This window comes from Micromonospora globbae, assembly GCF_003610785.1.
Taxonomy (GTDB): domain Bacteria; phylum Actinomycetota; class Actinomycetes; order Mycobacteriales; family Micromonosporaceae; genus Micromonospora; species Micromonospora globbae.
Genome location: NZ_RAQQ01000017.1, coordinates 24,957 through 51,875 on the forward strand (window position 1 = coordinate 24,957; position 26,919 = coordinate 51,875).

A 26,919-nucleotide genomic window follows, 5' to 3' on the forward strand; every position below is an offset into this window, starting at 1 on the left:
GTCGTGACCACCGAGCCGCAACACCCCTCCGAAGGGACGAACCGGATCAGGCCCTCGATCGCCGTGGCGCGGGCGGCCCGGATCCTCACCGACGCCGGGGTGGAGGCCGCCCGTACGGAGGCCGAGCTGCTCGCCGCGTACGTGCTGGACGTGCCGCGCGGGCGGCTGGCCCTCGCCGACGGGTTCGACGGCGACCAGCTCGCCACGTTCGACGCGCTGGTGGCCCGGCGGGCCGGCCGCGAGCCGTTGCAGCACCTCACCGGCAGCGCGGCGTTCCGCCGCCTGGAGCTGGCCGTCGGGCCGGGTGTCTTCGTGCCCCGGCCGGAGACCGAGCTGCTCGCCGGCTGGGGGATCGCCCAGGGGCGGGGTCGGGAGGCGCCGCTCGTGGTGGACCTGTGCAGCGGGTCGGGCGCCATCGCCCTCGCCGTGGCGCAGGAGCTGCCGCAGGCCCGGGTCGTCGCCGTGGAGCGGTCTGCGGCGGCGCTGCGCTGGCTGCGGCGCAACGCCGCGGACCGGGCGGCGGCGGGTGACCGGCCGATCGAGGTGGTCGAGGCGGACGTCACCGCGCCGGACCTGCTGGCGGACCTGGTCGGCCGGGTCGACGTGCTGCTGTGCAACCCGCCGTACGTTCCGGCGGACACACTCGTGGCCCCGGAGGTGGCCGGGTACGACCCGGCCGAGGCGGTCTTCGGCGGCACGGACGGCCTGGCCGTGATCCGCCCGGTCGTCGCCCGCGCGGGCGCGCTGCTGCGCGCCGGCGGGGTGGTCGGCATCGAGCACGACGACACGCACGGCGCGGACGTGCCCGCGCTGCTCGTCGCCGACGGCCGGTTCACCGACGTGGCCGAGCACCGGGACCTCACGGGGCGGCCCCGCTTCGCCACCGCGTCCCGACGGGCGGACGGCCGCCGTCGCGAACCGTGACCGGCGTGGCAGACTGACTCCTCGTGATGCTCTACGACTGCCGGTCGCCCGCCGACCGGGACCGCGGCATCGCCGCGGCCATCGAGGCGGTCAAGAACGGGGAACTGGTCGTCCTGCCGACGGACACCGTGTACGGCATCGGCGCGGACGCGTTCACCCCGTACGCCGTGAAGGCCCTGCTGGACGCCAAGGGCCGCACCCGCCAGATGCCGCCCCCGGTGCTGATCGGTTCCCGGCACACCCTCGACGGTCTGGTCCTCTCCCTGCCCCGCGCCGCCCGTGACCTGGTCGAGGCGTTCTGGCCGGGCGCGCTCACCATCGTGGTCGAGCACTCGCCGAGCCTGCAGTGGGACCTGGGGGACAAGACCGGCACGGTGGCGGTGCGCATGCCGCTGCACCCGGTGGCCCTGGAGGTGCTGCGGGAGACCGGGCCGATGGCCGTCTCCTCGGCGAACAAGACGGGCCAGCCGGCGGCGGTCACCGCCGAGGAGGCCCGCGACCAGCTCGGCTACTCGGTCCGCGCCTACCTGGAGGCGGGCCCCTGCCCCGACCCGGTGCCGAGCACGATCGTGGACCTGACCGGCGAGGTGCCGCAGGTCCTGCGCCACGGCGCGATCCCGATGGAGAAGCTGCGCGACGTGGTGCCGGACATCACCGAGGGGGCCTAGTGCCGCCGTTCACGGTCCTGCACGTCTGCATGGGGAACATCTGCCGCTCGCCGATGGCCGAGCGGCTGCTCACCCTGGCGGTGCGGGACCGGCTGACGCGGCGCGGCGTCGATCCCGCCCGGGCCGACGAGCTGCTGCACAGCCACAGCGCCGGCACGGGCGGCTGGCACGCCGGTGAGGAGATGAACCCGCCGGCGGCCCGGCAGGTCACGTCGCGGGGAGGCGACGTGGCGGGGTTCGCCGCGCGCAAGCTCCGCTCGGACCACATCGACGCCGCCGACCTGGTCCTCACCGCCACGGCCGACCAGCAGGAGTACGTGGTGGCGCTGCGTCCCGACGCGGCCGACCGCACCTTCGTGCTCGGGGAGTTCGGCCGGCTGCTCGGCGCCGTGGACGCGGCCGGGCTGCCGCCGGCCGAGGCGACCCCGGACGCGGTGTACGCGCGCGGGGTCGCGCTGGTGGCGGCGGCGCACGCGGCGCGCCAGGGCGCCGGACCGCTCTCGACGGACGACCTGGACGACCCGTGGGGTCGGGGCGACCAGTGCTTCAGCCGGGTTGCCGACGAGATCGAGGAGACGGTGCAGCCGCTCGCGGCGACCCTGCTGCCGTGACTGTCGCGCCTCGCGAAATTCCTCCGGGTTTGCCCTAAACACGGGGCGAATCGGCGCATTCCGGGTCATCCTGAACGGGTCCTAGCGTGACCGGCTCCTGCGGGGAGAGCTGATGATCCGGGCCCATCTCGACAAAGTGCTGACCGTGTTGATCGCCGGCGTGCTGGCCGGGCTCGTGCTGGCGGGGGCCGCCCTTCCGGTCGCGCTGGTGTTCGGGATCGGGTTCAGCGCGCTCTCCACGCCCTACTCCGAACTGCCGAACACCCTCCGGACGCCGCCCACCGCCCAGCGTTCGAACCTCTACGCCAACGACGGCACCACCCTCATCACGTCCTTCTACGAGGAGGACCGGGTGGACGTGCCGCTGCAGGAGGTGGCGCCGGTCATGCGGCAGGCCATCGTGGCCGCCGAGGACACCCGGTTCTACGAGCACAGCGGGGTGGACCTGCGCGGGGTGGCCCGCGCCTTCACGGTCAACCAGCGCGACGGGCAGACCCGGCAGGGGGCCTCCACGCTGACCATGCAGTACGTGCGCAACGTGCTGAGCAGCGATCCCCGCCTCTCCGAGAAGCACCGCAAGGCGGCCACCGAGGTCAGCACGGCCCGCAAGGTGCAGGAGATGCGGTACGCGCTCGCCCTGGAGCGGGAGCTGAACAAGGAGGACATCCTCGTCCGCTACCTCAACATCGCGTACTTCGGCGCCGGGGCGTACGGGATCGCGGCGGCCAGCAAGCGGTTCTTCTCGAAGTCGCCGGCCGACCTCACGCTCGCCGAGGCGGCGTTGCTCGCCGGCCTGGTGCGCTCGCCGCACACCGACGAGCCGATCAACGGTGACGCGGACGCGGCGCTCGCCCGCCGGGCGTACGTGCTGGACCGGATGGTCGAGACCGGCCAGGTCCCGGCCGACGTCGCGGCGCGCGCCAAGGCCGAGCCGCTGAACCTGCGGCCCAGCGAGACCCCGAACGACTGCACGGCGGTGCCGGGGGAGCACAACGACTGGGGCTTCTTCTGCGACTGGTTCACCCGGTGGTGGAGCGCCCAGCCGGCGTTCGGCGCCACGGCCGACGAGCGGCAGCGCGCCCTGCGCCGGGGCGGCTACTCGATCGTCACGTCCCTCGACCCGGCCGTGCAGCGCGCCACCGTCGAGCAGGTGCTGAGCGTCTACCCGAAGACCGACCGCCGGGCCGCGCCCACGGCGGTGATCCAGCCCGGCACCGGCCGGGTGCTCGCCATGGCCGTCAACCGCACCTACAGCGTCGACGAGAACCCGGACGGTGGGGAGAACTACCCGAACACCGTCAACCAGCTCGTCGCCGGGGGCGGGACGATCGAGGGGTACCAGGCCGGCTCCACCTTCAAGCTCTTCACGATGCTGGCCGCCCTGGAGGCCGGCCTGCCGCTGCGGACCGAGTACGACGCGCCGGGCCGGCTCGTCACGAACTTCCCGGTCACCGGGGAGGCGAGCTGTGGCGGGCGCTGGTGCCCGGAGAACGCCTCGGTGTCGCTGGACGGGCGGCACGACATGTGGAGCGCGTTCGGCAGGTCGGTCAACACGTACTTCGCCTGGCTCATCGAGCGGGTCGGCGCGGACCGGGTCGTCGAGATGGCCCAGCGGCTCGGCATCGTCTTCCGCTCCGAGTCCGACGCCCGGCTGGCGCGGGAGGGCGCGAAGGAATGGGGACCGTTCACCCTCGGCGTCTCGGCCACCACGCCGCTGGACCTCGCCGGCGCCTACGCCGCGGTGGCCGCCGAGGGGACCTGGTGCGCGCCGCTGCCCGTGGTGTCGGTCACCGACGCGGCCGGGAGGCCGGTGGCGGCCGGCCGGCCGGACTGCCGCCAGGTGCTCGACACCGACGTGGCGCGGGCGGCCGCCGACGCGGCCCGGTGCCCGGTGGGCGACCAGTCGATGTACCAGGGGTGCGACGGCGGCACGGCGGAGTCGCTGCGGCAACGGCTGGGCCGGCCGGTCGCGGGCAAGACGGGCAGCTCCGAGCGGTACGCGACGGAGACGGTCGTGGCGTTCACCCCGCAGCTCGCGGTCGCCACGATGGCCACGAACCCGGACGATCCGCGGGACGCCGTGGGGCAGGCCGTGCAGTCGCGGCTGGTGGCGGCGGTCGGTGAGGTGCTCTCGTTCGGCCTGCGCGACGAGCCGGTACGGGACTTCGTGCCGCCCAGCGAGCGGATCGCGTACGAGGTCACCGGCCCGCGGACGGGGAACTGAGGCCGGCGGCCCGCTCGGCGCCGCGGGCGATGTTGCGGGCCATCCCGCCGAAGACCACCGCGTGGAACGGCGCCACCGCGCCCCAGTACGCGTGACCGGCCAGCCCGCGCGGCAGGAACACGGCCCGCTGCTGGTACCGGCTGCGCCCGCCGTCGCGCGGCAGCGCGCGCATCTCCAGCCAGGCCCGGCCGGGCAGCCGCATCTCCGCCCGCAGCCGCAGCAGCTTCCCCGGCTCGATCTCCTCCACGCGCCAGAAGTCCAGCGCCTCGCCGACCTGGAGCCGGTGCGGATCGCGCCGCCCCCGGCGCAGCCCCACCCCGCCGATCAGCCGGTCCAGCCAGCCACGGACGGACCAGGCGAGCGGGAACGAGTACCAGCCGTGCTCGCCGCCCACGCCCTCGATGACCCGCCAGAGCGCCTGCACGGGAGCGTCGACCTCCCGCTCCCGCAGGTCGGTGTAGGCGGTGCCGCCGGACCACCGCGGGTCGCTGGGCAGCGGCTCGGCCGGGGCGTGCGGGCCGCTCGCGGTCGACCAGCGCGTCTCCACCTCGGCGTTGCGGACCCGGGCGAGCGCCAGCTCGAGCGCCCGGTCGATGCCGGTGAGCCCCTCGGGCGGGTCGGGAACGAACGCGGCGATGTCGTGCTCGTGGGCGACCGCCTCGTGGATGAGGCTGCCCACGAGCGGCCGGGCGATCGCGTTCGGCACCGGGGTCACCAGCCCGACCCAGTACGACGACAGCGTCGGCGTGAGCGCCCGCACCGGGACGATGACGCGCCGGGGCAGACCGGCCACCCGCGCGTAGCGCTGGATCATGTCCTCGAAGGTGAGCACGTCCGGGCCGCCGATGTCGAAGGCGCGGTTGACCTCGGGCGGCAGTCCCGCGCAGGCGACGAGGTAGCGCAGCACGTCCCGCACGGCGATCGGCTGGATGCGGTTGCGCACCCAGCGTGGGGTCACCATGGCCGGCAGCCGCTCGGTCAGGTACCGGAGCATCTCGAACGACGCCGAGCCGGACCCGATGATCACCGCGGCGCGGAGCACCGCCGTGGGCACGCCGCTGGCGAGCAGGATCCTGCCCACCTCGGCCCGGGAGCGCAGGTGGGCGGAGGTGCCGCCGTCGGCGGCCGGTTGCGGCCCGCCGAGGTACACGATCCGGCGTACGCCCGCGGCGCGGGCCGCGGCGGCGAAGGTCTCGGCCGCCTCCCGGTCGGCCGACTCGAACCCGGCCTGGCCCAGCGAGTGCACGAGATAGTAGGCCACGTCCACGCCGGCGACGGCGGCCGGCAGCGTCTCCGGACGGCGCAGGTCACCTTCGGCGATCTCCACGTCGGCGGCCCAGGGCACGTCACGCAGCCGGCCGGCGTTGCGGGCCAGGCAGCGCACCTGGTGCCCGTCGGCCAGCAGCCGCGGGACGAGCCGCCCGCCGATGTACCCCGTCGCGCCGGTGACCAGGCATCTCATGGTCTCCAGTCTGCGGCCCCCTAGACTGCTTCGTCGTGGACACCGTGACGAGCACCTTCTGGGGGCCGGATTTCGACCAGCTCCGGGCCACCGACCCGGAGATCGCCGGGGTGGTGCTCGGTGAGCTGGACCGGCTGCGCGGCGGGTTGCAGCTGATCGCCAGCGAGAACCTCACCTCCCCGGCGGTGCTCGCCGCGCTCGGCTCGACGCTCACCAACAAGTACGCCGAGGGCTATCCGGGACGGCGCTACTACGGCGGGTGCGCCGAGGTGGACCGGGCCGAGGCGATCGGCATCGCCCGGGCGAAGGACCTGTTCGGCGCCGACCACGCCAACCTGCAACCGCACTCGGGGGCCAGCGCCAACCTGGCCGCGTACGCGGCGCTCGTGCAGCCCGGCGACACGGTGCTGGCCATGGACCTGCCGCACGGCGGCCACCTCACCCACGGCAGCCGGGTCAACTTCTCCGGCAAGTGGTTCCACACCGTCGGCTACACCGTCCGGCGGGACACGGAGCTCATCGACTACGACGAGGTACGCGACCTGGCCCGGGCGCACCGGCCGAAAATGATCATCTGTGGGGCGACGGCGTACCCCCGGCTGATCGACTTCGCCCGGTTCCGGGAGATCGCCGACGAGGTCGAGGCGTACCTCATGGTGGACGCCGCGCACTTCATCGGACTGGTGGCCGGCAAGGCGATCCCCTCGCCGGTGCCGTACGCCGACGTGGTCTGCTGCACCACCCACAAGGTGCTCCGCGGCCCGCGCGGGGGCATGATCCTCTGCCGGGAGTCGCTGGCCCAGCGGATCGACAAGGCGGTCTTCCCGTTCACCCAGGGCGGGCCGCTCATGCACGCCGTGGCGGCCAAGGCGGTGGCACTGCGCGAGGCCGCCCAGCCCGAGTACCGGGCGTACGCCGCGCAGGTGGTCCGCAACGCGCAGGCGCTCGCGGCCGGGCTGGCCGAGGAGGGGATGCGGCCGGTCTCCGGCGGCACCGACACCCACCTGGCCCTCGTCGACCTGCGTGAGGTCGGTGTGACGGGAGCGGACGCGGAGGCGCGCTGCGACGCGGCCGCCATCACGCTCAACAAGAACGCGATCCCGTACGACCCGCAGAAGCCGATGGTCGCCTCCGGGATCCGGGTGGGCACGCCGAGCGTCACCACCCAGGGCATGCGGGAGCCGGAGATGCGGCAGGTGGCGAGCCTGATCGCCCGGGCCGTGCGTACCGACCCGGCCGCTCCCGGCGGCACGGCCGAGCTGGCCCGGATCGGCGCCGAGGTGGCCAACCTGGTCGCCGCGTTCCCGGCGTACCCCCGTGGCTGAGCCGACGACCCGCGGACAGCGGGCGGCCGAGGACCGGGGCTGGCGGCTGCGGCACCTGCCGGTGCTGCTCGCGGCGTCGGCGGTGCTGGCGGCCGGCGCGGCCGTCCTCGGCGGGGTGACCGGCGGCGGCGACGCGGCGCTCGGCGCCGCGCTCGGTGTCGCCGTCACGGTGGTCAGTTACAGCCTCACCACCGTGGTGCTGGCCTGGGCCGACTCCCGGAACTCGCAACTGGTGCTGCCCTTCGGCCTCGGCCTGTACGTCGCCAAGTTCACGCTGCTCGGCGTCGTGATGGTCGCCGTGGCGTCCACCGGGTGGTCCGGCCTGATCCCCCTCTGCCTGGGCATCGCCGCCGGCGTGGTGGTCTGGACGGGCGTGCACATCTGGTGGCTGACCGCGGTCCACGCCCGACGAACGCGCGCCTGAGCCGACGGCGCGTCCCACCTTTCGGGCGACGCGCCGTCGTGTCCCCGATCGGTCATTCTCTCCCCGGCCGAAGGGGAGTACCGTGCCTTGCGACGACTTCGCCCACCCGTGTCCCACACAACCAGGTTGTGCGGGGGGTGAGGCACAGCCTTCTCTGCTCGACTGATATCGTTCGCCCCGTCATGGCCGGTGACCAGAAACCCCCCAACGCTGGCGGCCCGGGCGACGTTCCGTCCGGTGCCGGTCAGGGTTGGACCGCGCTCAGCTACCTGATCGCGGGCATGCTCGTGTGGGGCTTCATCGGCTGGCTGGTTGACGGATGGCTGGACACCGGCGGCATCGCCACCGGCATCGGGATCGTCCTCGGCATGGCCGGGGGCGTCATCCTGGTCATCCGAAACCTCGGCACGCCTAAATAGGAAGGGACGCGGTGTTCGGACAGTCGAACGTCCTGGCACAGGGCGAGGTTAATTTCCCACCCAGCGTGGAGGACTTCTACCTGCCCAGCATCGCCCCGTGGGGCGCGCACAACAACTACTGGTTCACCAAGATCACGTTCATGGTGTGGCTGGCGGTCGGGATCCTGATCCTGTTCTTCCTGCTCACCTACCGCAAGCCGCAGCTGGTGCCGACCAAGAAGCAGTGGATCGCCGAGTCGATCTACGGCTTCGTGCGGAACAACATCGCGGTCGACATGATCGGGCACCAGGGCGTGCGGTTCGCGCCGTACTTCACGACGCTCTTCTGCTTCGTGCTGCTGACGAACTTCTTCGCGATCGTGCCGTTCTTCCAGATCTCGCCGAACTCGCACATCGCCTTCCCGGCGTTCCTCGCCTTGATCAGCTACGTGCTCTTCAACTGGGTCGGTATCAAGAAGCACGGCTTCGGCAAGTACTTCAAGCACGCCCTCATCCCGCCGGCGCCCTGGTACATCCTGCCGCTGCTGATCCCGATCGAGGCGTTCTCGACCTTCCTCGTCCGGCCCTTCTCGCTCGCCGTCCGTCTCTTCGCGAACATGTTCGCCGGCCACATGCTCCTGCTGGTCTTCACGCTCGGCGGCTTCGCGATGCTCAACGCCAACGCCCTGCTGGCGCCGGTCTCGGTGCTGTCCTGGGTGATGACCGTGGCGCTCACCTTCCTCGAGTTCCTGGTCATCGTCCTGCAGGCCTACGTCTTCACCGTGCTGACCGCCAGCTACGTGCAGGGCGCGCTCGCCGAGGAACACTGATCCACTCGCACCAACCGTTGTCGTCCCGCGTGACCGTCACGCGTGATAACCAGGAGGAACCACACCAATGGACGCTAGCGTTCTCGCCGCGGTAGAGGGCAGCACCGCCGCCATCGGCTACGGCCTCGCCGCCATCGGCCCGGGTATCGGCGTCGGCCTGGTCTTCGCCGCCTACATCCAGTCGACCGCCCGCCAGCCGGAGTCGTCGCGGATGACCCTGCCGTACGTCTGGATCGGCTTCGCCGTCATCGAGGCGCTCGCCCTGCTGGGTGTCGCATTCGGCTTCGTGTGGCAGGGCCAGCTCTAATCCCGCCCTTCGACCGGGAGGTCTTCCATGTACTTCCTCGCCGCAGAAGGCGGTGAAGCGCACAACCCGATCCTTCCGCTGTGGCAGGAGATCGTGGTCGGTGGCATCGCCTTCGTCATCCTCTGCTTCGTGCTCATGAAGTTCGTCTTCCCCCGCATGGAGCAGACGTTCCAGGCGCGCGTCGACGCGATCGAGGGTGGCATCAAGCGCGCCGAGGCCGCGCAGGCCGAGGCGAACCAGCTGCTCGAGCAGTACCGCGCGCAGCTCGCCGAGGCGCGCACCGACGCCGCCAAGATCCGGGACGACGCCCGGGCCGACGCCGAGGGCATCCGGCAGGACATCCTCGCCAAGGCGCGGGAGGAGGCCGACCGGGTCATCCAGGCCGGCAAGGACCAGCTCGCCGCCGAGCGGGCCACCATCGTGCGCGAGCTGCGCGCCGAGGTCGGCACGATCGCGGTGGACCTGGCCAGCAAGATCGTCGGTGAGTCGCTCGCCGACGAGGCGCGTCGCAAGGGCACCGTCGACCGGTTCCTGAGCAGCCTCGAGAGCACGGGGGCCCGCTGATGCAGGCCGCCAGCCGGGAGTCGTACAAGATCGCGGCCGAGCGCCTCGACGAGTACGTCCGCGGCGCGGAGCCGTCGGCGGTGGCCACCACCGCCGACGACATCCTCTCCGTCGCCGCCCTGCTGCGGCGGGAGCCGCGGCTGCGCCGGGTGCTCTCCGACCCCGCCCGGTCCGGCGCCGACCGGACCGGGCTGCTGGGCGACGTGCTCCGCGGCAAGATCGATTCCGAGGCGCTCGACCTGCTCGCCTCGCTGGTGTCCGGCCGCTGGTCGGCTCCGTCGGATCTGCTCGACGGCACCGAGCGGCTGGGCGTGGAGGCGCTGCTCGCCAGCGCCGACGTCGCGGGCGAGCTGGGCGAGGTCGAGGACGAGCTGTTCCGCTTCGGGCAGGTCGTGGCCGGCCAGCCGGACCTGGCCGCGGTGCTGGGCGACCCGATCGCCCCGGCGGCGCAGCGGGCCGGGCTGGCCCGCCAGCTGCTGGAGGGCAAGGCCCGCCCGGTCACGGTCCGTCTCGTCGAGGTGGCCCTCGCCGGTTTCGGGGGTCGGTCCTTCACCGGGGCGCTCACCCGACTGGTCGAGCTCGCCGCCGACCGGCGCGACCGGCAGGTCGCCTACGTGACGGTGGCCGCCCCGTTGAGTGACGAGGAGGAGCAGCGGCTGGGCGCTCGCCTCTCCGCGATATACGGTCGGGAGGTATCCGTCCGACAGACGGTGAACCCCGACGTCCTGGGCGGCGTGAGCGTTCGGGTCGGCTCCGACCTGTACGACGGCACCGTCCTGCGCCGCCTCAACGAGACCCGCAACGCGCTCGCGAAGCGCTGACGGCTCCCGCCGCGCAGCGCCCTGAACGACAGACGCCACTCGGACCGGTCGGTACTAGGTATCCCGGGCCCCTGATACATAAGGAAGCAGAGGATGGCCGAGCTGACCATCTCGACGGAGGAGATCCGCGGCGCCCTGGAGCGCTACGTCTCCTCCTACTCGACCGACGTCTCCCGTGAGGAGGTCGGCACCGTCGCCGACGCCGGTGACGGTATCGCCCACGTCGAGGGTCTGCCCTCGACCATGACCAACGAGCTCCTGGAGTTCGAGGACGGCACGCTCGGCGTGGCGCTGAACCTCGACGTCCGGGACATCGGCGTCGTCGTTCTCGGTGACTACGCCGGTATCGAGGAGGGCCAGCGCGTCAAGCGCACCCAGCGGGTGCTCTCCGTGCCGGTCGGCGACGCCTTCCTCGGCCGGGTGGTCAACGCGCTCGGCCAGCCGATCGACGGCCTCGGCGACATCCCGAACGAGGGCTACCGCGAGCTGGAGCTCCAGGCCCCGAACGTGATGGCCCGGCAGTCGGTGTTCGAGCCGCTGCAGACCGGCATCAAGGCCATCGACGCCATGACGCCGATCGGCCGCGGCCAGCGCCAGCTGATCATCGGTGACCGGAAGACCGGCAAGACCACCGTCGCGCTGGACGCGATCCTCAACCAGCGCGAGAACTGGCGCTCCGGCGACCCGAAGAAGCAGGTCCGCTGCATCTACGTGGCCATCGGGCAGAAGGCCTCCACCATCGCCTCGATCAAGGGGACGCTGGAGGAGGCGGGCGCGATGGAGTACACCACCATCGTGGCCTCCCCGGCGTCGGACCCGGCGGGCTTCAAGTACCTCGCCCCGTACACCGGCTCCTCCATCGGCCAGCACTGGATGTACGGCGGCAAGCACGTCCTGATCGTCTTCGACGACCTGAGCAAGCAGGCCGAGGCGTACCGGGCCGTGTCGCTGCTGCTGCGCCGCCCGCCGGGCCGCGAGGCGTACCCGGGTGACGTCTTCTACCTGCACTCCCGTCTGCTGGAGCGCTGCGCCAAGCTCTCCGACGAGATGGGCGGCGGCTCGATGACTGGCCTGCCGATCATCGAGACGAAGGCCAACGACATCTCGGCCTTCATCCCGACCAACGTCATCTCCATCACCGACGGCCAGATCTTCCTCGAGACGGACCTGTTCAACCAGGGCGTCCGGCCGGCCATCAACGTCGGCACCTCGGTCTCCCGGGTCGGTGGCGCCGCCCAGGTGAAGCCGATGCGGAAGGTCGCCGGCTCGCTGCGGCTGAACCTCGCCCAGTACCGCGAGCTGGAGGCGTTCGCCGCCTTCGCCTCCGACCTGGACAAGGCGTCGCGGGCGCAGCTGGACCGCGGTGTCCGCCTGGTCGAGCTGCTCAAGCAGCCGAACTACTCGCCGTTCCCGGTCGAGGAGGAGGTCGTCTCCGTCTGGGCCGGCACCGAGGGCAAGCTGGACGACGTTCCGGTGGGTGAGGTCCGGCGCTTCGAGGCCGAGTTCCTGCAGTACCTGCGCCACAAGCACGCGGGTGTGCTGGCCGCGATCGCGGACAACCAGTGGGACGACGAGATCATCGGCTCGCTCGAGTCGGCCGTCACCGAGTTCAAGCAGGTCTTCCTGGGCAAGGAGGACGAGCGCCGGATCAACGAGGCCCCGGCCGCGCCGCTGGAGGGCGAGGAGAACCGCGAGACGGTGACCCGCTTCCGCGACGGCGCGACCGACCGGCCGGCGGAGTAGGGCTGATCGATGGCGGCCCAGGTACGCGTTCTTCGTCAGCGGATCCGTTCCGCGAAGGGGATGAAGAAGATCACCAAGGCGATGGAGCTCGTGGCGACGAGCCGTATCGCCAAGGCCCAGGCCCGGGTGGAGGCGTCCCTGCCGTACGCCCGGGCCATCACCGGCGTGCTCACGGCGCTGGCGTCCAACGCGCGGATCGACCACCCGCTGCTCACCCCGCGCGAGCGGGTGCGGCGGGCGGGCGTCCTGCTGGTCACCGCCGACCGGGGCCTGGCCGGCGGTTACAGCTCGAACGCGATCAAGACGGCGGAGTCGCTGCTCGCCCGGCTGCGCGAGGACGGCAAGGAGCCCGTGCTCTACGTCATCGGACGTAAGGGCGTGAGTTTCTACCGGTTCCGTAACCGGCCGATCGAGGCGAACTGGACCGGGTTCTCGGAGCAGCCGTCGTTCGCCGACGCGCGCGCCGTGGGTGAGACGCTCATCAAGGCGTTCACGGCGGGTGCGGACGACGTCGACGGCGGCGCCGGGGCGGACGGTGTGCTCGGCATCGACGAACTGCACGTCGTCTACACCGAGTTCCACTCGCTGATGACCCAGACGCCGGTTGCCAGGATCATCGGGCCGATGCAGGTCGAGGACCGTCCGCGGTCCGAGGGGCTGCTGCCGGCGTACGAGTTCGAGCCGGAGGCGGACGCGCTGCTCGACGCCCTGCTGCCGAGGTACATCAACACGCGGATCTACGCGGCGTTGATCGAGTCGGCGGCGAGCGAGTCGGCGGCGCGGCGGCGGGCGATGAAGAGCGCCACCGACAACGCCGAAGAGATGATCGAGAAGTACACGCGTGAGATGAACTCGGCCCGCCAGGCCGGGATCACCCAGGAGATCAGCGAGATCGTCGGCGGCGCGAACGCGCTGGCCGCGTCGGGAAGTGAAGTGTGATGACTGCCCCAGTAGAGACCAAGACGGCCACGGGTCGCGTGGTCCGGGTCATCGGCCCGGTCGTCGACGCCGAGTTCCCGCGCGACGCCATGCCGGACCTGTTCAACGCCCTGCACGTGGACGTGACGCTCTCCGGTGGCGAGAAGACGCTGACCCTGGAGGTCGCCCAGCACCTGGGTGACAACACGGTCCGCGCCATCTCGATGCAGCCGACCGACGGCCTCGTCCGCGGCTCGGTCGTGCGCGACACCGGCTCCCCGATCAAGGTGCCGGTCGGTGACGCCATCAAGGGTCACGTGTTCAACGCCATCGGCGAGGTGCTCAACCTCGCGCCCGGCGAGACCCTCCAGGCGGACGACTACTGGCAGATCCACCGCAAGGCCCCGGCCTTCGCGGACCTGGAGCCGAAGACCGAGATGCTGGAGACCGGCATCAAGGTCATCGACCTGCTCGCCCCGTACGTGAAGGGCGGCAAGATCGGTCTGTTCGGCGGCGCGGGCGTGGGCAAGACGGTGCTCATCCAGGAGATGATCACCCGTGTGGCCCGCAACTTCGGTGGTACGTCGGTGTTCGCCGGCGTGGGGGAGCGGACCCGTGAGGGCAACGACCTCATCGCCGAGATGACCGAGTCCGGCGTCATCGACAAGACCGCGCTGGTCTACGGCCAGATGGACGAGCCGCCGGGCACCCGGCTGCGGGTCGCCCTCTCCGCGCTCACGATGGCGGAGTACTTCCGCGACGTGCAGAAGCAGGAGGTGCTGCTCTTCATCGACAACATCTTCCGCTTCACGCAGGCCGGTTCGGAGGTCTCCACCCTGCTCGGCCGCATGCCGAGCGCCGTGGGTTACCAGCCGACCCTGGCCGACGAGATGGGCGAGCTCCAGGAGCGGATCACCTCCGTCCGGGGCCAGGCCATCACCTCGATGCAGGCGATCTACGTGCCGGCGGACGACTACACCGACCCGGCGCCGGCCACCACGTTCGCCCACCTGGACGCGACCACCAACCTGGAGCGGTCGATCTCCGACAAGGGCATCTACCCGGCCGTGGACCCGCTGGCGTCCTCGTCCCGGATCCTCGCCCCGGAGTTCGTCGGCCAGGAGCACTTCGCGGTGGCCAGCGAGGTGAAGCGGATCCTGCAGCGGTACAAGGACCTGCAGGACATCATCGCCATCCTCGGTATCGAGGAGCTCTCCGAGGAGGACAAGGTCACGGTCGGCCGCGCCCGGCGGATCGAGCGGTTCCTGTCGCAGAACACCTACGCGGCGGAGCAGTTCACCGGCGTGCCGGGGTCGACGGTCCCGATCAAGGAGACCATCGAGGCCTTCCGGAAGATCAGCGAGGGTGAGTACGACCACTTCCCCGAGCAGGCGTTCTTCATGTGCGGCGGTCTGGACGACCTGGAGCGCAAGGCACAGGAGCTGATGAAGGGCTGACGAGGCCCGAGAAAAAAGGCCGCCCCGGCAATGCCGGGGCGGCCTTTTGTTCATCTTCGGGCGCTACCGTCCCCGCTGATCCGTTTCCACCGGTCGGCGCAGGCGCAGACGCGAGGTACCGTTCATCGCGCCTCACCGGGTCAACGTGGATCGGTGCAAACTTTTGATGATCCACGCCGTATTCCTCGACAGGATGCGGCGTGACGGACGGAGAGTGTCGTGGCGAAGGCCGGAACGAACGGCCGCAAGCGGTCCATCTGGCGGGGTGTCCCGCGCTGGGCGAAGGTCTGCACCATCTTCGGCACCGTGCTCATGGTGCTCAGCGGCGCGGTGCTCGTCGGCACCGAGGTGCTGACGGCCCGGTACGAGGGCGCCGTCGGCAAGGCGGACCTCTTCGGCGACCAGGCCTCCGGTGCGACGCCGCGCAAGAGCGACATCAAGGGGCCGCTGAACATCCTGCTGGTCGGCATCGACCCGCGCAAGCCGGAGACCCCGCCGCTGGCCGACTCGATCATGGTGTTGCACGTGCCGGCCTCGATGGACCGGGCGTACCTCTTCTCCGTGCCGCGCGACCTCTACGTCGACATCCCCCCGTTCGAGAAGGCCGACTTCCCCGGCGAGACCACGAAGCTGAACGCCGCCATGTCGTTCGGCAGTCGGGTGCCCGGGCAGAACCCGGACGCGGCCCGCGGCTTCGAACTGCTGGCGACCACCGTCGGGCAGGTCACCGGCATCGAGCGGTTCGACGCCGGTGCGATCGTCAACTTCACGGGCTTCCAGAAGATCGTCGACGCCATGGGCGGCGTCACGATGTACATCGAGCGGGACGTGCGCTCCGAGCACCGGCAGCCCGACGGCACGCACCGCGCGCCCAACCCGAACGGGGAGGGTTACGTCGGGCCGCAGGCGGTGTACACGAAGGGCACCCACCACCTCAGCGGGTGGCAGGCGCTGGACTACGTCCGGCAGCGCTACCCGAAGAACGGCGTCCCGGACGCCGACTACGGCCGGCAACGCCACCAGCAGCAGTTCATCAAGGCGATGGTCGGCCAGGCGTTCAGCGCCGACGTGGTCACGAACCCGATCAAGCTGGACCGGGTGCTGCGCGCCGCCGGCCAGTCGTTGATCTTCAACGGGCGGGGCAACAGCGTCCTCGACTTCGCCCTCGCGCTCAAGGACATCCGGCCCAACACCATCCAGATGGTCAAGCTGCCGGGTGGGCCGGTCTACGAGGGCAAGACGTACAAGGGGGAGCGGTTCAAGCCGGAGGTGGACGATTTCTTCACCGCCCTGCGGAACGAGCAGCTCGACCCGTTCCTGCTGGAGCACCCGGAGTTCCAGAACAAGACCAAGTAGTCCACCCGCGTGGGGGACCCGGGCGGGGCGGGACTAGAATTTGCCCATCCCGCCGCCGCAGCAAGGAGACAGCGTGGCACAGCAGCTTCACGTCGAGCTCGTAGCCGTCGAGGAGAAGGTCTGGTCCGGCGAGGCCGAGATGGTCGTCGCCCGGACGACCGAGGGCGAGCTGGGTGTGCTGCCAGGGCACGCGCCGCTGCTCGGCCAGCTCGCCGAGCCCGGGCAGGTACGCATCAAGCTCCCCGGTGGCGAGCAGGTCTCCTACGAGGTGGCCGGCGGCTTCCTCTCGGTCACCGGTGAGGGTGTCACGATCCTCGCCGAGTCCGCGACCCCCGTCTCCGCCGCGCAGAGCCGCTGACCGTCACCGCCGATGGAGATCGTCGAAGGGATCGGAATCGGCATCGCCGCCGTCATCGGCGCGCTCCTGATCCTCTTCGTCCGGCGGGCCCTCTTCAGCCGTAGCGGCGGCACCATCCGGTGCAGCGTCCGGGTCTCCACGCTGCTCGACGGCCGCGGCTGGTCGCCCGGTTTCGGCCGGTTCGTCGGCGACGAACTCCGCTGGTACCGGATGTTCAGTTTCGCGCTCCGCCCGAAGCGGGTGCTCACCCGCAAGGGGCTCGCGGTCGAGCGGCGGCGACTTCCGGAGGGGCAGGAGCGGCTCTCGATGCCCGCCGACTGGGTGATCCTCCGCTGTACCAGTCACCACGCTCCGGTCGAGATCGCCATGGCGCGGTCCACCGTGACCGGCTTCCTCTCCTGGCTCGAGGCCGCCCCACCCGGGGCGGTCTCGCCGCGTCTGGCGTCCCAGGACTGGCCCGCGGCCTGACCTCGGTCACCGGTCGACGGCCGCGACCAGCTCCACCTCGTAGCCCTCGCCGTCGGCCAGGTAGGCCGCGTACGTCTGCGGGCCGCCGGCGTACGGGTGCCGCTCCGGGAAGAGCAGCGTCCAGCCGTACGCCGGCGCGGCCGCGACGAGCCGGTCCACGGCGGCGGGCGGGCCGGCGTGGAAGGCCAGGTGGTTCAGGCCGGGTGCCAGCCGGTCGTGCCGCCGCCCGCGCATCGCCGGTGACTCCTCCAGCACGAGGTACGTCGGGCCGAGCCGCCAGGACCGGCCGGCCGGCCACTTCTGGAAGGGCGTCCAGCCCAGCTCGCCGAGAAGCCAGCCCCAGGCACGTTCGGCGGCGGCCAGATCGGGGACCCACACCTCGACGTGGTGCAACCCGCCGGTCACCGCTCCCCTCCGGGGACCCATACCACATCTCCGGCCGGATTTGCCGTTCTTGACAGGATAAAGAGCAGATCCGAGAGCCGGTTGAGATACTTGGCCGGGAGAGTGCTGGTCCGCTCCGGGTCGTGGCTGACCAGCGCCCATGCCGCACGCTCGGCCCGCCGGGCGACGGTCCGCGCCACGTGCAGCAGCGCGGCACCCGGGGTGCCGCCGGGGAGGACGAAGGAGTCGAGCTTGCGCAGGCGTGCGTTGTACTCGTCGCACCAGCTCTCGAGGCGCTCCACGTACTCCTCGGTGACCCGCAGCGGCGGATACTTCGGCTCCGGCTCCACCGGGGTGGCGAGGTCGGCTCCCACGTCGAAGAGGTCGTTCTGGATCGACCCGAGGACCGCCCGCAGGTCGTCGTCGAGCTGGCCGAGGGCGAGCGCGACGCCGATCGCCGCGTTGCACTCGTCCACGTCGGCGTACGCGGCGATGCGTGGATCGGTCTTCGGCACCTGCTCGTTGTTGTTCAGCCTGGTCGTGCCGGCGTCGCCGGCCCTGGTGTAGATGCGCGTGAGGTGGACGGCCATGACGCACAGCCTACGGATACCGGAACTGACGATCCCGGCCCGGCCGGACGCCCCCGGTTGGCCGGCCACGGTCGGTCCCGGCGACGCGGGTGATCCGGCGGTCAACGACGTCGACGTCATCCGGGTCCGCGGTGACGCCCGGCTGGCCGGGACGGTGCACGTGGTCGGCGCGAAGAACTCGGCGCTGAAGCTCATGGCCGCCGCGCTGCTCGCGCCCGGCCGCAGCGTGATCACCAACGTCCCCCGGATCACCGACATCGCGATCATGGGGGAGGTGCTGCGCCGGCTCGGCTGCGACGTCCGGTTCGACGCCGACGACCCGGTGGACCCGATGGTGGCCCGCGGCGGGGTCGCGCGGTCCCGGTCGGTGTCCATCGACGTGCCCGAGCAGCCCGGCACGGACGCCGACTACGACCTGGTGCGCCGGCTGCGCGCGTCCATCTGCGTGCTGGGGCCCCTGCTGGCCCGCCGGGGGTACGTGCGGGTGGCCCACCCGGGCGGTGACGCCATCGGCTCGCGCGGGCTGGACATGCACATCTCCGGGCTCACCCGGATGGGCGCGGAGATCTCCGGGGAGCACGGCTTCGTCATCGCGTCCGCCCCGCACGGCCTGCACGGCGCCGAGATCATGCTGGACTTCCCGAGCGTGGGCGCCACGGAGAACCTCGTCATGGCGGCGGTGCTGGCCCGCGGCGCCACCGTGATCGACAACGCCGCCCGGGAGCCGGAGATCGTCGACATCTGCACGATGCTCCAGCAGATGGGGGCGCAGATCTCCGGCGCCGGCACCTCCACCCTGCACATCGAGGGGGTGCCCGCGCTGCGGCCGGTGCGCCACGCCACCGTGGGCGACCGGATCGTGGCCGGCACCTGGGCGTTCGGTGCCGCCATGACCCGGGGGGACGTCACGGTCACCGGGGCGGACCCGGCCTTCCTGGAGGTCGCGCTCGACAAGCTCGTCGCCGCGGGCGGGCTCGTGGAGACCCGGGCGGACGCGTTCCGCATCCGGATGGACGACCGGCCGGCGGCGGTCGACGTGGTCACGCTGCCCTTTCCCGGCTTCGCCACCGACCTGCTGCCGATGGCCATCGGGCTCGCCGCGGTCAGCGAGGGTGCCTCGCTCATCACCGAGAACATCTTCGACGGGCGGTTCATGTTCGCCAACGAGATGATGCGGCTCGGGGCGGACATCAAGACCGACGGGCACCACGCGCTGGTGTGCGGCCGCGAGCGCCTCTCCGGGGCGCCGGTGCGCGCCACCGACATCCGGGCCGGCGCCGGCCTGATCATCGCCGGGCTCTGCGCGGACGGGGTCACCGAGGTGTCCCACGTGCACCACGTGGACCGGGGATACCCGGACTTCGTGGCCGATCTGCGGGCGCTCGGCGTGGAGGTCGAGCGCGGCACGGCGCCGGAGGAGCCGGACCTCACCATCTGAGCGCCGACCACGGCTTAGCCGTCGTTCAGCTCGCCGACTAGGGTGCTGGCAGACACCCAATCAGGCGAGGGAGAGAACAGATGGCGGGTCGACTCGCGGTCGTCGGGGCCGGGCTGATGGGCTCCGGGATCGCCCAGGTGGCGGCGCAGGCTGGCTGGCAGGTGACGCTCCGGGACCTGGACGACGCGGCCACCGGCCGGGGCATCGACGGCATCCGGCGGTCGCTGGAGAAGTTCGCCGAGAAGGGGAAGATCGAGGCGTCCGAGGTCGAGGCGACCCTGGGGCGGATCACCCCGACCACCGACCTGGAGGCCGCGGCCGACGCGGACATCGTCGTGGAGGCGGTCTTCGAGCGGCTGGAGGTCAAGCACGAGGTCTTCCGGGCGCTGGACAAGATCTGCAAGGCCGACGCGGTCCTCGCCACCAACACCTCGGCCATTCCCGTCACCCAGATCGCCGCGGTCACCGAGCGCCCCGAGTCGGTGGTGGGCACCCACTTCTTCTCGCCGGTGCCGATGATGAAGCTCTGCGAGCTGGTCCGCGGCTTCAAGACGAGCGACGCCGCGCTGGCCACCGCCCGGGCGTTCGCCGAGGAGATCGGCAAGACGGTGGTCGTGGTCAACCGGGACATCGCCGGGTTCGTCACCACCCGCCTCATCGCCGCCCTCGTCGTGGAGGCGGTCAAGCTGGTCGAGTCCGGTGTCATCTCGGCCGAGGACCTGGACACCGCCTGCCGGCTGGGCTTCGGTCACGCCATGGGCCCGCTGGCCACCACGGACCTGACCGGCGTCGACGTGCTGCTGCACGCGGCGAAGAACATCTACACCGACACGGCCGACGAGAAGTTCTTCCCGCCGGAGCTGCTCCAGCGCATGGTCACCGCGGGCGACCTCGGCCGCAAGACCGGCAAGGGCTTCTACACGTACTGATCGTGCGAAAGGGCCCCCTGTTGCCGCGCGGCGGCAGCAGGGGGCCCTTCGTGCGCCGTCAGCCGTCGCGGCGCGTGGTCCAGCGGAACGTGGTCAGGCAGAGCACCAGGCCGATCACGCACCAGGCGGCGAGGACCACGGCGACGCGGCCCAGCTCGAACGAGCCGCCCGCCTCCTGCGCGCCGAAGCTGTCTGGCAGGAAGACGGCCCGCAGCCCCTGGCACATCCACTTGAGCGGGAAGAGCGCCGCCACCTGCTGCATCCACGTGGGCAGCTCGGTGAAGACGAAGAACACCCCGGAGATGAACTGCAGCACGAGCGCCACCGGGGTGACGACGGCCGAGCCGCTGCGCGCGGTGCGGGCCAGCGACGAGATCGCGATGCCGCAGAGGGTGCAGGCGGTCACGCCGAGCACCGCCACCCAGCCGAACGTGAGCCAGCGCCCGGCGGTCGAGGGCAGGTCGAGGTCGAAGAAGGCGACCGAGACGGCGAGCAGCAGCAGCGTCTCGGCCACACCGATCGCCACCACCATGATCACCTTGCCGGCGAAGTACACCCACTTCGGCATGGGCGTGCCCCGGTAGCGCTTGAGCACCCCGCGGTCCCGTTCGATGGGGATCCAGATGCCGAGGTTCTGGAAGCTCACCGTCATGAGGCCGGTGGCGATCATCCCGGTGATGAAGTACTGGGTGTAGCTGACCCCGGGCGCGATCTCGTCGTTGAAGATCGCCGCGAAGATCAGGATCATGATGACCGGGAAGCCCATCGTGAAGACGACGGACTCCCGGCTGCGCAGGAACTGGGTGATCTCCAGCCGGCCCTGCCGCAGACCGAGCGCGACCGGTCCGACCCGCCGGGTCGGGACGGCGGGGCGGGTCGCCGGCTTCGAGGTGGTGGTCGTCATCGGTGTCCGATCATCGTGAGGTAGACGTCTTCCAGGGTCGGCCGGGTCACGGTCAGGCCGGGCACCTCGCCGCCGAAGCGCGCGGCCAGCTCCGCGACCAACGCCGTCGGCGTCGCGCTCTGCGCGCTCTCCAGCGCCCCCTCGGGCGTACGCCAGGAGACGGTGGCCAGCGCGGCCTGCCGGTTGCCCAACTGGTCCGGCGCGGCGACCTCCACCACCTGCCCGCCGGCGATCACACCGACCCGGTCCGCGAGGGCCTCCGCCTCGTCGAGGTAGTGGGTGGTGAGCAGGATCGTGGTGCCGGCGGCGGCCAGGTCGCGGATCAGTTCCCAGAAGTCCCGGCGCGCCTCCGGGTCGAAGCCGGTGGTCGGTTCGTCGAGGAAGAGGAGTTCGGGCCGGCCGATGATGCCCAGCGCCACGTCGAGCCGGCGCTTCTGCCCGCCGGAGAGGGAGTGCGTGCGGGCCCGCCGCTTGTCGCCGAGACCGACGCGTTCGATCACCTTCTCCGGGTCGTCGGCGTCCGGGTAGAAGCCCGCGAAGTGCCGCACCACCTCGGCCACGGTCAGCTCGTCGAACTCGCCGGTGCCCTGGAGCACGATGCCCACGCGGGAGCGCCAGTCCGGGGCCGGCGCGGCCGGGTCGCTTCCCAGGACGCGTACCTCGCCGGCGTCGCGCCGGCGGTAGCCCTCCAGGATCTCCACCGTGGTGGTCTTGCCGGCGCCGTTGGGGCCCAGCAGGGCGAAGACCTCGCCACGGCGGACGTCGAGGTCGACGCCGGCCACCGCGACGTTGTCGCCGTACGCCTTGCGCAGCCCCCGTACGGAGATCGCCAGCTCGTCATCCATGCCGTCAAGTGTGCTTCGTGACGGAGGCCGAGCGGCGGGCGGGGTGTGGTGGTCGCGCCCATGTCACGCCCTTCGGGCCCGGGCGTCCCCTCCATGGACCTGTGTAATTTTCCACAGCCCAAGTGACTGAACGGTAACTTAGACTCCGGCCATGGACGAGAAGGGTCTCCCGGGCCGGTTGCCGGAGCGCGACCGCCCGTGGGTGATGCGCACGTACGCCGGGCACAGCTCGGCCGCCGCGACCAACGCCCTCTTCCGCCGCAACCTGGCCAAGGGGCAGACCGGCCTGTCGGTCGCCTTCGACCTGCCCACCCAGACCGGGTACGACCCGGACCACGAGCTCGCCGCCGGCGAGGTGGGGCGGGTGGGTGTCCCGGTCGCCCATCTCGGTGACATGCGGGCGCTGTTCGACGGCATCCCGCTCGCCGAGATGAACACGTCCATGACCATCAACGCTCCGGCCATGTGGCTGCTCGCCCTCTACGCCACCGTCGGCGTCGAGCAGGGCGCGGAGCGGGCCCGGCTCGCCGGCACGACGCAGAACGACATCATCAAGGAGTACCTGTCCCGGGGGACGCACATCTTCCCGCCGGCGGCGTCGCTGCGGCTCACGGCGGACGTCATCGCGTACACGCTGCGCGAGATGCCGCGCTGGAACCCGGTGAACATCTGCTCGTACCACCTCCAGGAGGCCGGCGCCACGCCCGTGCAGGAGGTGGCGTTCGCGCTGGCCACCGCGGTCGCGGTGCTCGACACCGTCCGGGACGCGGGTCAGGTGCCCGCCGAGCGGATGGGTGACGTGGTGCAGCGCATCTCGTTCTTCGTCAACGCCGGGGTGCGCTTCGTCGAGGAGATCGCCAAGATGCGGGCGTTCGGCGCGCTCTGGGACGAGATCACCCGGGACCGGTACGGCGTGGCCGACCCGAGGCAGCGGCGGTTCCGCTACGGCGTGCAGGTCAACTCGCTGGGCCTCACCGAGGCGCAGCCGGAGAACAACGTCCAGCGGATCGTGCTGGAGATGCTCGGCGTCACGCTCTCCCGCGACGCCCGGGCCCGCGCCGTGCAGCTGCCCGCGTGGAACGAGGCGCTGGGCCTGCCCCGCCCGTGGGACCAGCAGTGGTCGCTGCGGATGCAGCAGGTGCTCGCGTACGAGTCGGACCTGCTCGAGTACCCCGACCTCTTCGCCGGCTCCCACGTGATGACGGCGCTCGTGGACGAGATCGTGGCCGGGGCGCGGGTCGAGCTGGAGAAGGTGCTGGAGATGGGCGGCGTGGTCACCGCCGTGGAGACCGGCTACCTGAAGAGCGCCCTGGTCGCCTCGCTCGCGCAGCGGCGCCGCCGGATGGAGTCGGGCACGGATGTGGTGGTCGGCGTCAACCGGTTCACCGAGACCGAACCGTCCCCGCTGACCGCGGCCGGCGCGCAGGCGATCGAACAGGTCGACCCGGCCGTGGAGGCGCAGGCGGCGAGCGCCGTCCGTGCGTGGCGGGCCGGGCGGGACGCGGGAGCGGTGGACGCCGCGCTGGCGCGGCTGCGGGCCGACGCGGCGACGGCCACGAACCTGATGCCGGCGACGCTGGAGTGCGTGCGGGCCGGCGTGACCACGGGGGAGTGGGCCGGGGCGCTGCGCCAGGTCTTCGGCGAGTACCGGGCGCCGACCGGCCTGGCCGGCGCCGGCACCGCGGGTGCCGACGGGGGGCTGGCCGCCGTGCGGGCCCGGGTCGCGGCGACCGCGCGGGAGTTGGGCAGCGGTCGGCTGCGCCTGCTGGTCGGCAAGCCCGGCCTGGACGGCCACTCCAACGGGGCCGAGCAGATCGCGGTACGCGCCCGCGACGCCGGCTTCGAGGTGATCTACCAGGGCATCCGGCTGACCGCGGGGCAGATCGTGGCGGCCGCCGTGGAGGAGGACGTCGACCTCGTCGGGCTCTCGGTCCTCTCCGGCTCGCACCTGGCGGCCGTCCCGGCGGTGCTCGACGGGTTGCGTGCCGCGGGGCGGGGTGACCTGCCGGTGGTCGTCGGGGGCATCATCCCGGCCGGGGACGCCGCGCAGCTGCGAGACGCCGGCGTGGCCCGCGTCTTCACGCCGAAGGACTTCGCCCTGACCGGCATCGTCGACGAGCTGGTGACGGTGATCCGCGAGGCGAACGGGCTGACCTGACTCAGCGCTCGTCGTACGTCATGCAGTCGGCCATGTCGTTGTCCGGGCCGACGCGGATCGCCGGGGCGCGGCACTCCAGCTGCTCGTTGTGCCGGCAGTCCGCCCGCTGGCACGCGCCGACCTGGGCGACCATCTCGGCCACACCGGCGCGTACCGGCATCTCCACGAACGTGTGGCAGTGGGCGTGGTCGGCGCTGCCGATCGTGATGGCGAAGGCGTGGCAGTCACCGGTGTGGTTGTACGCGCAGGCGGCGACCACACATTCCTCGACGCGCGGCATCTGCATGGCTGCGGTCATGCCGACCTCCTCTGGCCTTTTGCCCGATTCTATGTTTTCGCCCTGATTGTCGCGACCGATCCGTGACACGCGGGCGCGACGGTCTCGCGGAGTCACCCACCGTCTGTCCGGTTCCGGGTGATCCGCCGCCCCGGGGGCCGGTGTCCGGTACGGCGGGCGGACCGCCGCCCCACAACAGGCCAACCTCCGCCGGCATGTCCGCTTCGACGGTGTGACCGGCGGCACCCGAGGCCCGGAATCGTCGGCGGCCCGGGGCCGTTGACATCCCCGACGGCCGAGGGAGGACGCCGGTCGGGCCGCGGAGCCGCGAGCCCGGTGCGGAATGCCGACGGGACCCCGGTCGTTGGAGATGGACCCGGCGCCGTGTGGCACCCCCGCCCGCGGGCCGCCCGTGACGGCCGACGAGCCGGTCACGGATATCCCCCGAGTCTTCGAGCGCCCGACGAGGTGCTTACAGCCGCGTGCCCAACCCCCCGGTCGCGTGGCTGTCAACCCCCGAAGGAGCTTGTCATGAACACGATCCTGCGGAAGAGCGTGCTCGGTATCGCTGGTCTGGCGTTCGCCGGTGGCGTGGTCGGTGGCCCGATCGCGGCCCACACCAGCGGCCACCACACCGTCGACGCGCGGCCGGTGGCGGTCGTGCAGACCGACAAGCCCGACACCGGGAAGCTGATCCCGCACGGCACTCAGGGTGCGCAGTCGCGTATCGAGCTGAACGACGAGCAGGTCGCGAACGTCAAGGCGATCATCGCGGCGACGAAGAAGTCCGGTATGGACGAGCGGGCGGCGGTCATCGCGATCGCGACGAGCCTGCAGGAGTCGAAGCTGGAGAACCTGGGCCACCTGGGTGACGCCAACGACCACGACTCGCTGGGCCTGTTCCAGCAGCGCCCGAGTTCGGGTTGGGGTACGCCGGAGCAGATCACCGATCCGGAGTACTCGACGATGGCGTTCCTCAAGGGCCTCAAGCAGGTCGACGGCTGGCAGGACATGCCGCTGACCGACGCCGCCCAGACGGTGCAGGTGTCGGCCTACCCGGACGCCTACGCCCAGTGGGAGCAGCAGGCCGCTGACCTGGTGGCCCAGTACTGGAACAGCTGACAATCGCACGACCACACGCTGGCCGGCACCCCCCTCGGGGTGCCGGCCAGCGTCGTGCCTACACCCGGAAACCGGCCGCGCGCGCGGCCCGCCGCTCCCGCCGGCGGTCGGCGCGGCGGCGCCGGAACCAGAGGACGAACGCGACCAGCCCGACCAGGAAGAGCAGCACCAGCACCGGCAGGAGGATCGCCACCACGGACATCAGCACGCTTGTGGCGTCCTCGGCCGTGCTGGCCACGGGGGCGCCGACCCCCGCCGTCGTGGCGTTCACCACCGGGCGGGCCGCCGACTTGAGCAGGTGCACGCCGAGGGCGATGAGCACGCCGATCGCCACCGGCACCCACTCGTGGGAGGAGAAGAACGTGCCGGGGTCGCTCACCGTCACCGTCTCGGCGGTCGACCCCGCGCCGAACGCGAGGCCGCCGGCGGTCGGCCGGACCACCGTCTGCACCACGTCGTTGACGTGGTCGACGACCGGCACCTTGTCGGCGACCACCTCGACGGCGAGCAGCGCCGCGAGGATGCCCAGGACCCAGCCGTCACCCAGCCAGGTCCAGCCGCTGGGCAGGTCGACCAGGTCGGTGTACCGGGCCAGCAGACCCATGGTGAGCAGGGGAATGTAGGCGTTCAGGCCCGCCGAGGCCGCGAGGCCGGTGCCGGTGAGGAGTTCGAGCACCGTCTCAGCATCCCACCGGCACGCCAGTGCCGCTCGCCGGCGAACCGGGGCTCCTCCGCTACCCTCGTCGGGTGCGGTTGGTGATTGCGAAGTGCTCGGTGGACTACGTCGGACGGCTCTCGGCCCACCTGCCGCCGGCCACCCGGCTGCTCATGGTGAAGGCGGACGGGTCGGTCTCGATCCACGCCGACGACCGGGCGTACAAGCCGTTGAACTGGATGAGCCCGCCCTGCCGGCTGGAGGAGGCCCCGGGTGTGTGGCGGGTCGTCAACAAGGCCGGTGAGGAGCTGCGCATCACCCTGGAGGAGATCTTCCAGGACACCTCGTACGACCTGGGCGTCGATCCGGGCCTCCGCAAGGACGGCGTGGAGGCGCACCTCCAGGAGCTGCTGGCCGCCAGCCCGGGCGTCCTCGGTGAGGGTTACACGCTGATCCGCCGGGAGTACATGACGGCCATCGGGCCGGTGGACCTGCTCTGCCGGGACGCCGACGGCGGCACGGTCGCCGTCGAGGTGAAGCGGCGCGGCGAGATCGACGGCGTGGAGCAGCTCACCCGCTACCTGGAACTGCTCAACCGCGACCCGCTGCTCGCCCCCGTGGCCGGGGTGTTCGCCGCCCAGGAGATCAAGCCGCAGGCCCGGGTGCTCGCCACCGACCGGGGCATCCGCTGCGTGGTGGTCGACTACGACAAGCTGCGCGGCATCGAGCGCGACGAGCTGACCCTGTTCTGACCCGCCC

29 protein-coding genes are annotated in these 26,919 nt (G+C 71.8%); 22 read left to right on the top strand and 7 right to left on the bottom strand.

From position 1 onward, the window contains the following. Positions 1–3: 3 nt before the first annotated feature. From prmC to D7I43_RS21955, 4 genes are all read left to right on the top strand, one after another. Positions 4–924: a peptide chain release factor N(5)-glutamine methyltransferase gene (prmC, locus tag D7I43_RS21940; RefSeq protein WP_120330443.1), complete on the top strand. Its 921-nt coding sequence runs from the start codon at positions 4–6 to the stop codon at positions 922–924. Positions 925–950: 26 nt separating this feature from the next. Next, the gene (locus D7I43_RS21945) at positions 951–1,592 is read left to right on the top strand and encodes an L-threonylcarbamoyladenylate synthase (RefSeq protein ID WP_120330564.1); all 642 of its coding nucleotides are present in this window, start codon (positions 951–953) and stop codon (positions 1,590–1,592) included. Continuing rightward, the gene (locus D7I43_RS21950; RefSeq protein ID WP_120330444.1) at positions 1,592–2,203 is read left to right on the top strand and encodes an arsenate reductase/protein-tyrosine-phosphatase family protein; all 612 of its coding nucleotides are present in this window, start codon (positions 1,592–1,594) and stop codon (positions 2,201–2,203) included. Before D7I43_RS21945 ends, D7I43_RS21950 begins: the two co-directional genes overlap by 1 nt. A gap of 112 nt (positions 2,204–2,315) precedes the next feature. After that, positions 2,316–4,427: a transglycosylase domain-containing protein gene (locus D7I43_RS21955; RefSeq protein ID WP_120330445.1), complete on the top strand. Its 2,112-nt coding sequence runs from the start codon at positions 2,316–2,318 to the stop codon at positions 4,425–4,427. Here the strand turns inward: D7I43_RS21955 and D7I43_RS21960 are convergent. After that, positions 4,402–5,889 (bottom strand): SDR family oxidoreductase, encoded by a 1,488-nt coding sequence (locus tag D7I43_RS21960; protein WP_120330446.1) that lies wholly within the window; start codon positions 5,887–5,889, stop codon positions 4,402–4,404. The genes D7I43_RS21955 and D7I43_RS21960 overlap by 26 nt on opposite strands. Positions 5,890–5,924: 35 nt before the next feature. Here D7I43_RS21960 and D7I43_RS21965 point away from each other — a divergent pair, with 35 nt between their 5' ends. The 13 genes from D7I43_RS21965 (at position 5,925) to D7I43_RS22025 (ending at position 16,858) form a co-directional block, all read left to right on the top strand. Then, positions 5,925–7,214 carry a serine hydroxymethyltransferase gene (locus tag D7I43_RS21965; protein WP_204985260.1) on the top strand — a complete coding sequence of 430 codons (1,290 nt, stop codon included), beginning with the start codon at positions 5,925–5,927 and terminating at the stop codon, positions 7,212–7,214. Next, the gene (locus D7I43_RS21970) at positions 7,207–7,638 is read left to right on the top strand and encodes a hypothetical protein (protein WP_120330447.1); all 432 of its coding nucleotides are present in this window, start codon (positions 7,207–7,209) and stop codon (positions 7,636–7,638) included. The genes D7I43_RS21965 and D7I43_RS21970 overlap by 8 nt, the downstream gene beginning before the upstream one ends. A gap of 182 nt (positions 7,639–7,820) precedes the next feature. Continuing rightward, a complete protein-coding gene (locus D7I43_RS21975; RefSeq protein WP_120330448.1) occupies positions 7,821–8,057 on the top strand; it encodes an AtpZ/AtpI family protein in 237 nt (78 codons plus the stop codon). 11 nt (positions 8,058–8,068) lie between these two features. Next, a complete protein-coding gene (gene atpB / locus D7I43_RS21980; protein WP_120330449.1) occupies positions 8,069–8,866 on the top strand; it encodes a F0F1 ATP synthase subunit A in 798 nt (265 codons plus the stop codon). A 67-nt stretch (positions 8,867–8,933) separates the two neighbouring features. Next, positions 8,934–9,173: an ATP synthase F0 subunit C gene (locus D7I43_RS21985; protein ID WP_120330450.1), complete on the top strand. Its 240-nt coding sequence runs from the start codon at positions 8,934–8,936 to the stop codon at positions 9,171–9,173. Between the two features lie 27 nt (positions 9,174–9,200). Continuing rightward, positions 9,201–9,737, top strand: a complete 537-nt coding sequence (locus D7I43_RS21990; RefSeq protein WP_120330451.1) for a F0F1 ATP synthase subunit B — start codon at positions 9,201–9,203, stop codon at positions 9,735–9,737. Continuing rightward, positions 9,737–10,558 (top strand): F0F1 ATP synthase subunit delta, encoded by an 822-nt coding sequence (locus D7I43_RS21995; RefSeq protein ID WP_120330452.1) that lies wholly within the window; start codon positions 9,737–9,739, stop codon positions 10,556–10,558. Before D7I43_RS21990 ends, D7I43_RS21995 begins: the two co-directional genes overlap by 1 nt. Positions 10,559–10,651: 93 nt before the next feature. Then, on the top strand, positions 10,652–12,301 hold the full coding sequence (gene atpA, locus D7I43_RS22000) for a F0F1 ATP synthase subunit alpha (RefSeq protein WP_120330453.1): 1,650 nt from the start codon (positions 10,652–10,654) through the stop codon (positions 12,299–12,301). 9 nt (positions 12,302–12,310) lie between these two features. Next, the gene (locus tag D7I43_RS22005; protein WP_120330454.1) at positions 12,311–13,240 is read left to right on the top strand and encodes a F0F1 ATP synthase subunit gamma; all 930 of its coding nucleotides are present in this window, start codon (positions 12,311–12,313) and stop codon (positions 13,238–13,240) included. Then, positions 13,240–14,676 carry a F0F1 ATP synthase subunit beta gene (atpD, locus tag D7I43_RS22010; protein WP_120330455.1) on the top strand — a complete coding sequence of 479 codons (1,437 nt, stop codon included), beginning with the start codon at positions 13,240–13,242 and terminating at the stop codon, positions 14,674–14,676. Before D7I43_RS22005 ends, atpD begins: the two co-directional genes overlap by 1 nt. A 219-nt stretch (positions 14,677–14,895) precedes the next feature. Beyond that, positions 14,896–16,032, top strand: a complete 1,137-nt coding sequence (locus tag D7I43_RS22015; protein ID WP_120330456.1) for an LCP family protein — start codon at positions 14,896–14,898, stop codon at positions 16,030–16,032. Positions 16,033–16,105: 73 nt separating this feature from the next. Beyond that, positions 16,106–16,390: a F0F1 ATP synthase subunit epsilon gene (locus D7I43_RS22020; RefSeq protein WP_120330457.1), complete on the top strand. Its 285-nt coding sequence runs from the start codon at positions 16,106–16,108 to the stop codon at positions 16,388–16,390. 12 nt (positions 16,391–16,402) lie between these two features. Beyond that, positions 16,403–16,858: a DUF2550 domain-containing protein gene (locus D7I43_RS22025; protein ID WP_120330458.1), complete on the top strand. Its 456-nt coding sequence runs from the start codon at positions 16,403–16,405 to the stop codon at positions 16,856–16,858. 6 nt (positions 16,859–16,864) lie between these two features. Here D7I43_RS22025 and D7I43_RS22030 read toward each other — a convergent pair whose 3' ends face one another. Both D7I43_RS22030 and D7I43_RS22035 read right to left on the bottom strand, forming a co-directional pair. Continuing rightward, the gene (locus tag D7I43_RS22030; RefSeq protein WP_120330459.1) at positions 16,865–17,284 is read right to left on the bottom strand and encodes a VOC family protein; all 420 of its coding nucleotides are present in this window, start codon (positions 17,282–17,284) and stop codon (positions 16,865–16,867) included. Next, entirely contained in the window at positions 17,260–17,832 is a 573-nt protein-coding gene (locus D7I43_RS22035) for a cob(I)yrinic acid a,c-diamide adenosyltransferase (RefSeq protein ID WP_120330460.1), read from the bottom strand. The genes D7I43_RS22030 and D7I43_RS22035 overlap by 25 nt, the downstream gene beginning before the upstream one ends. On the opposite strand from D7I43_RS22035, the gene murA reads away from it, so the two are divergent. Next, entirely contained in the window at positions 17,831–19,270 is a 1,440-nt protein-coding gene (gene murA / locus D7I43_RS22040; protein ID WP_120330461.1) for a UDP-N-acetylglucosamine 1-carboxyvinyltransferase, read from the top strand. The genes D7I43_RS22035 and murA overlap by 2 nt on opposite strands. An 80-nt stretch (positions 19,271–19,350) precedes the next feature. Next, complete coding sequence (locus tag D7I43_RS22045) at positions 19,351–20,199, top strand: 3-hydroxyacyl-CoA dehydrogenase family protein (protein ID WP_120330462.1); 849 nt, start codon at positions 19,351–19,353, stop codon at positions 20,197–20,199. A 58-nt stretch (positions 20,200–20,257) separates the two neighbouring features. Here the strand turns inward: D7I43_RS22045 and D7I43_RS22050 are convergent, their stop codons facing one another. Together D7I43_RS22050 and D7I43_RS22055 are read right to left on the bottom strand one after the other, a co-directional pair. Beyond that, positions 20,258–21,103 carry an ABC transporter permease gene (locus D7I43_RS22050; RefSeq protein ID WP_120330463.1) on the bottom strand — a complete coding sequence of 282 codons (846 nt, stop codon included), beginning with the start codon at positions 21,101–21,103 and terminating at the stop codon, positions 20,258–20,260. Then, positions 21,100–21,948, bottom strand: coding sequence for an ABC transporter ATP-binding protein (locus D7I43_RS22055; protein WP_120330464.1), 849 nt, complete (start codon positions 21,946–21,948; stop codon positions 21,100–21,102). The genes D7I43_RS22050 and D7I43_RS22055 overlap by 4 nt, the downstream gene beginning before the upstream one ends. Before the next feature lie 151 nt (positions 21,949–22,099). Between D7I43_RS22055 and D7I43_RS22060 the strand changes: the two genes are divergently transcribed. Beyond that, the gene (locus D7I43_RS22060) at positions 22,100–24,106 is read left to right on the top strand and encodes a protein meaA (RefSeq protein WP_120330465.1); all 2,007 of its coding nucleotides are present in this window, start codon (positions 22,100–22,102) and stop codon (positions 24,104–24,106) included. Position 24,107: 1 nt separating this feature from the next. On the opposite strand, the gene D7I43_RS22065 is transcribed toward D7I43_RS22060, so the two are convergent. Beyond that, the gene (locus D7I43_RS22065; RefSeq protein ID WP_120330466.1) at positions 24,108–24,404 is read right to left on the bottom strand and encodes a DUF1540 domain-containing protein; all 297 of its coding nucleotides are present in this window, start codon (positions 24,402–24,404) and stop codon (positions 24,108–24,110) included. Positions 24,405–24,914: 510 nt separating this feature from the next. Here D7I43_RS22065 and D7I43_RS22070 point away from each other — a divergent pair. Next, positions 24,915–25,505 carry a hypothetical protein gene (locus D7I43_RS22070; protein ID WP_120330467.1) on the top strand — a complete coding sequence of 197 codons (591 nt, stop codon included), beginning with the start codon at positions 24,915–24,917 and terminating at the stop codon, positions 25,503–25,505. 58 nt (positions 25,506–25,563) lie between these two features. On the opposite strand, the gene D7I43_RS22075 is transcribed toward D7I43_RS22070, so the two are convergent. Continuing rightward, positions 25,564–26,181, bottom strand: a complete 618-nt coding sequence (locus D7I43_RS22075; protein WP_120330468.1) for a DUF4126 domain-containing protein — start codon at positions 26,179–26,181, stop codon at positions 25,564–25,566. Positions 26,182–26,252: 71 nt separating this feature from the next. On the opposite strand from D7I43_RS22075, the gene nucS reads away from it, so the two are divergent. Then, positions 26,253–26,912, top strand: coding sequence for an endonuclease NucS (gene nucS / locus D7I43_RS22080; RefSeq protein WP_120330566.1), 660 nt, complete (start codon positions 26,253–26,255; stop codon positions 26,910–26,912). Positions 26,913–26,919 lie beyond the last annotated feature (7 nt).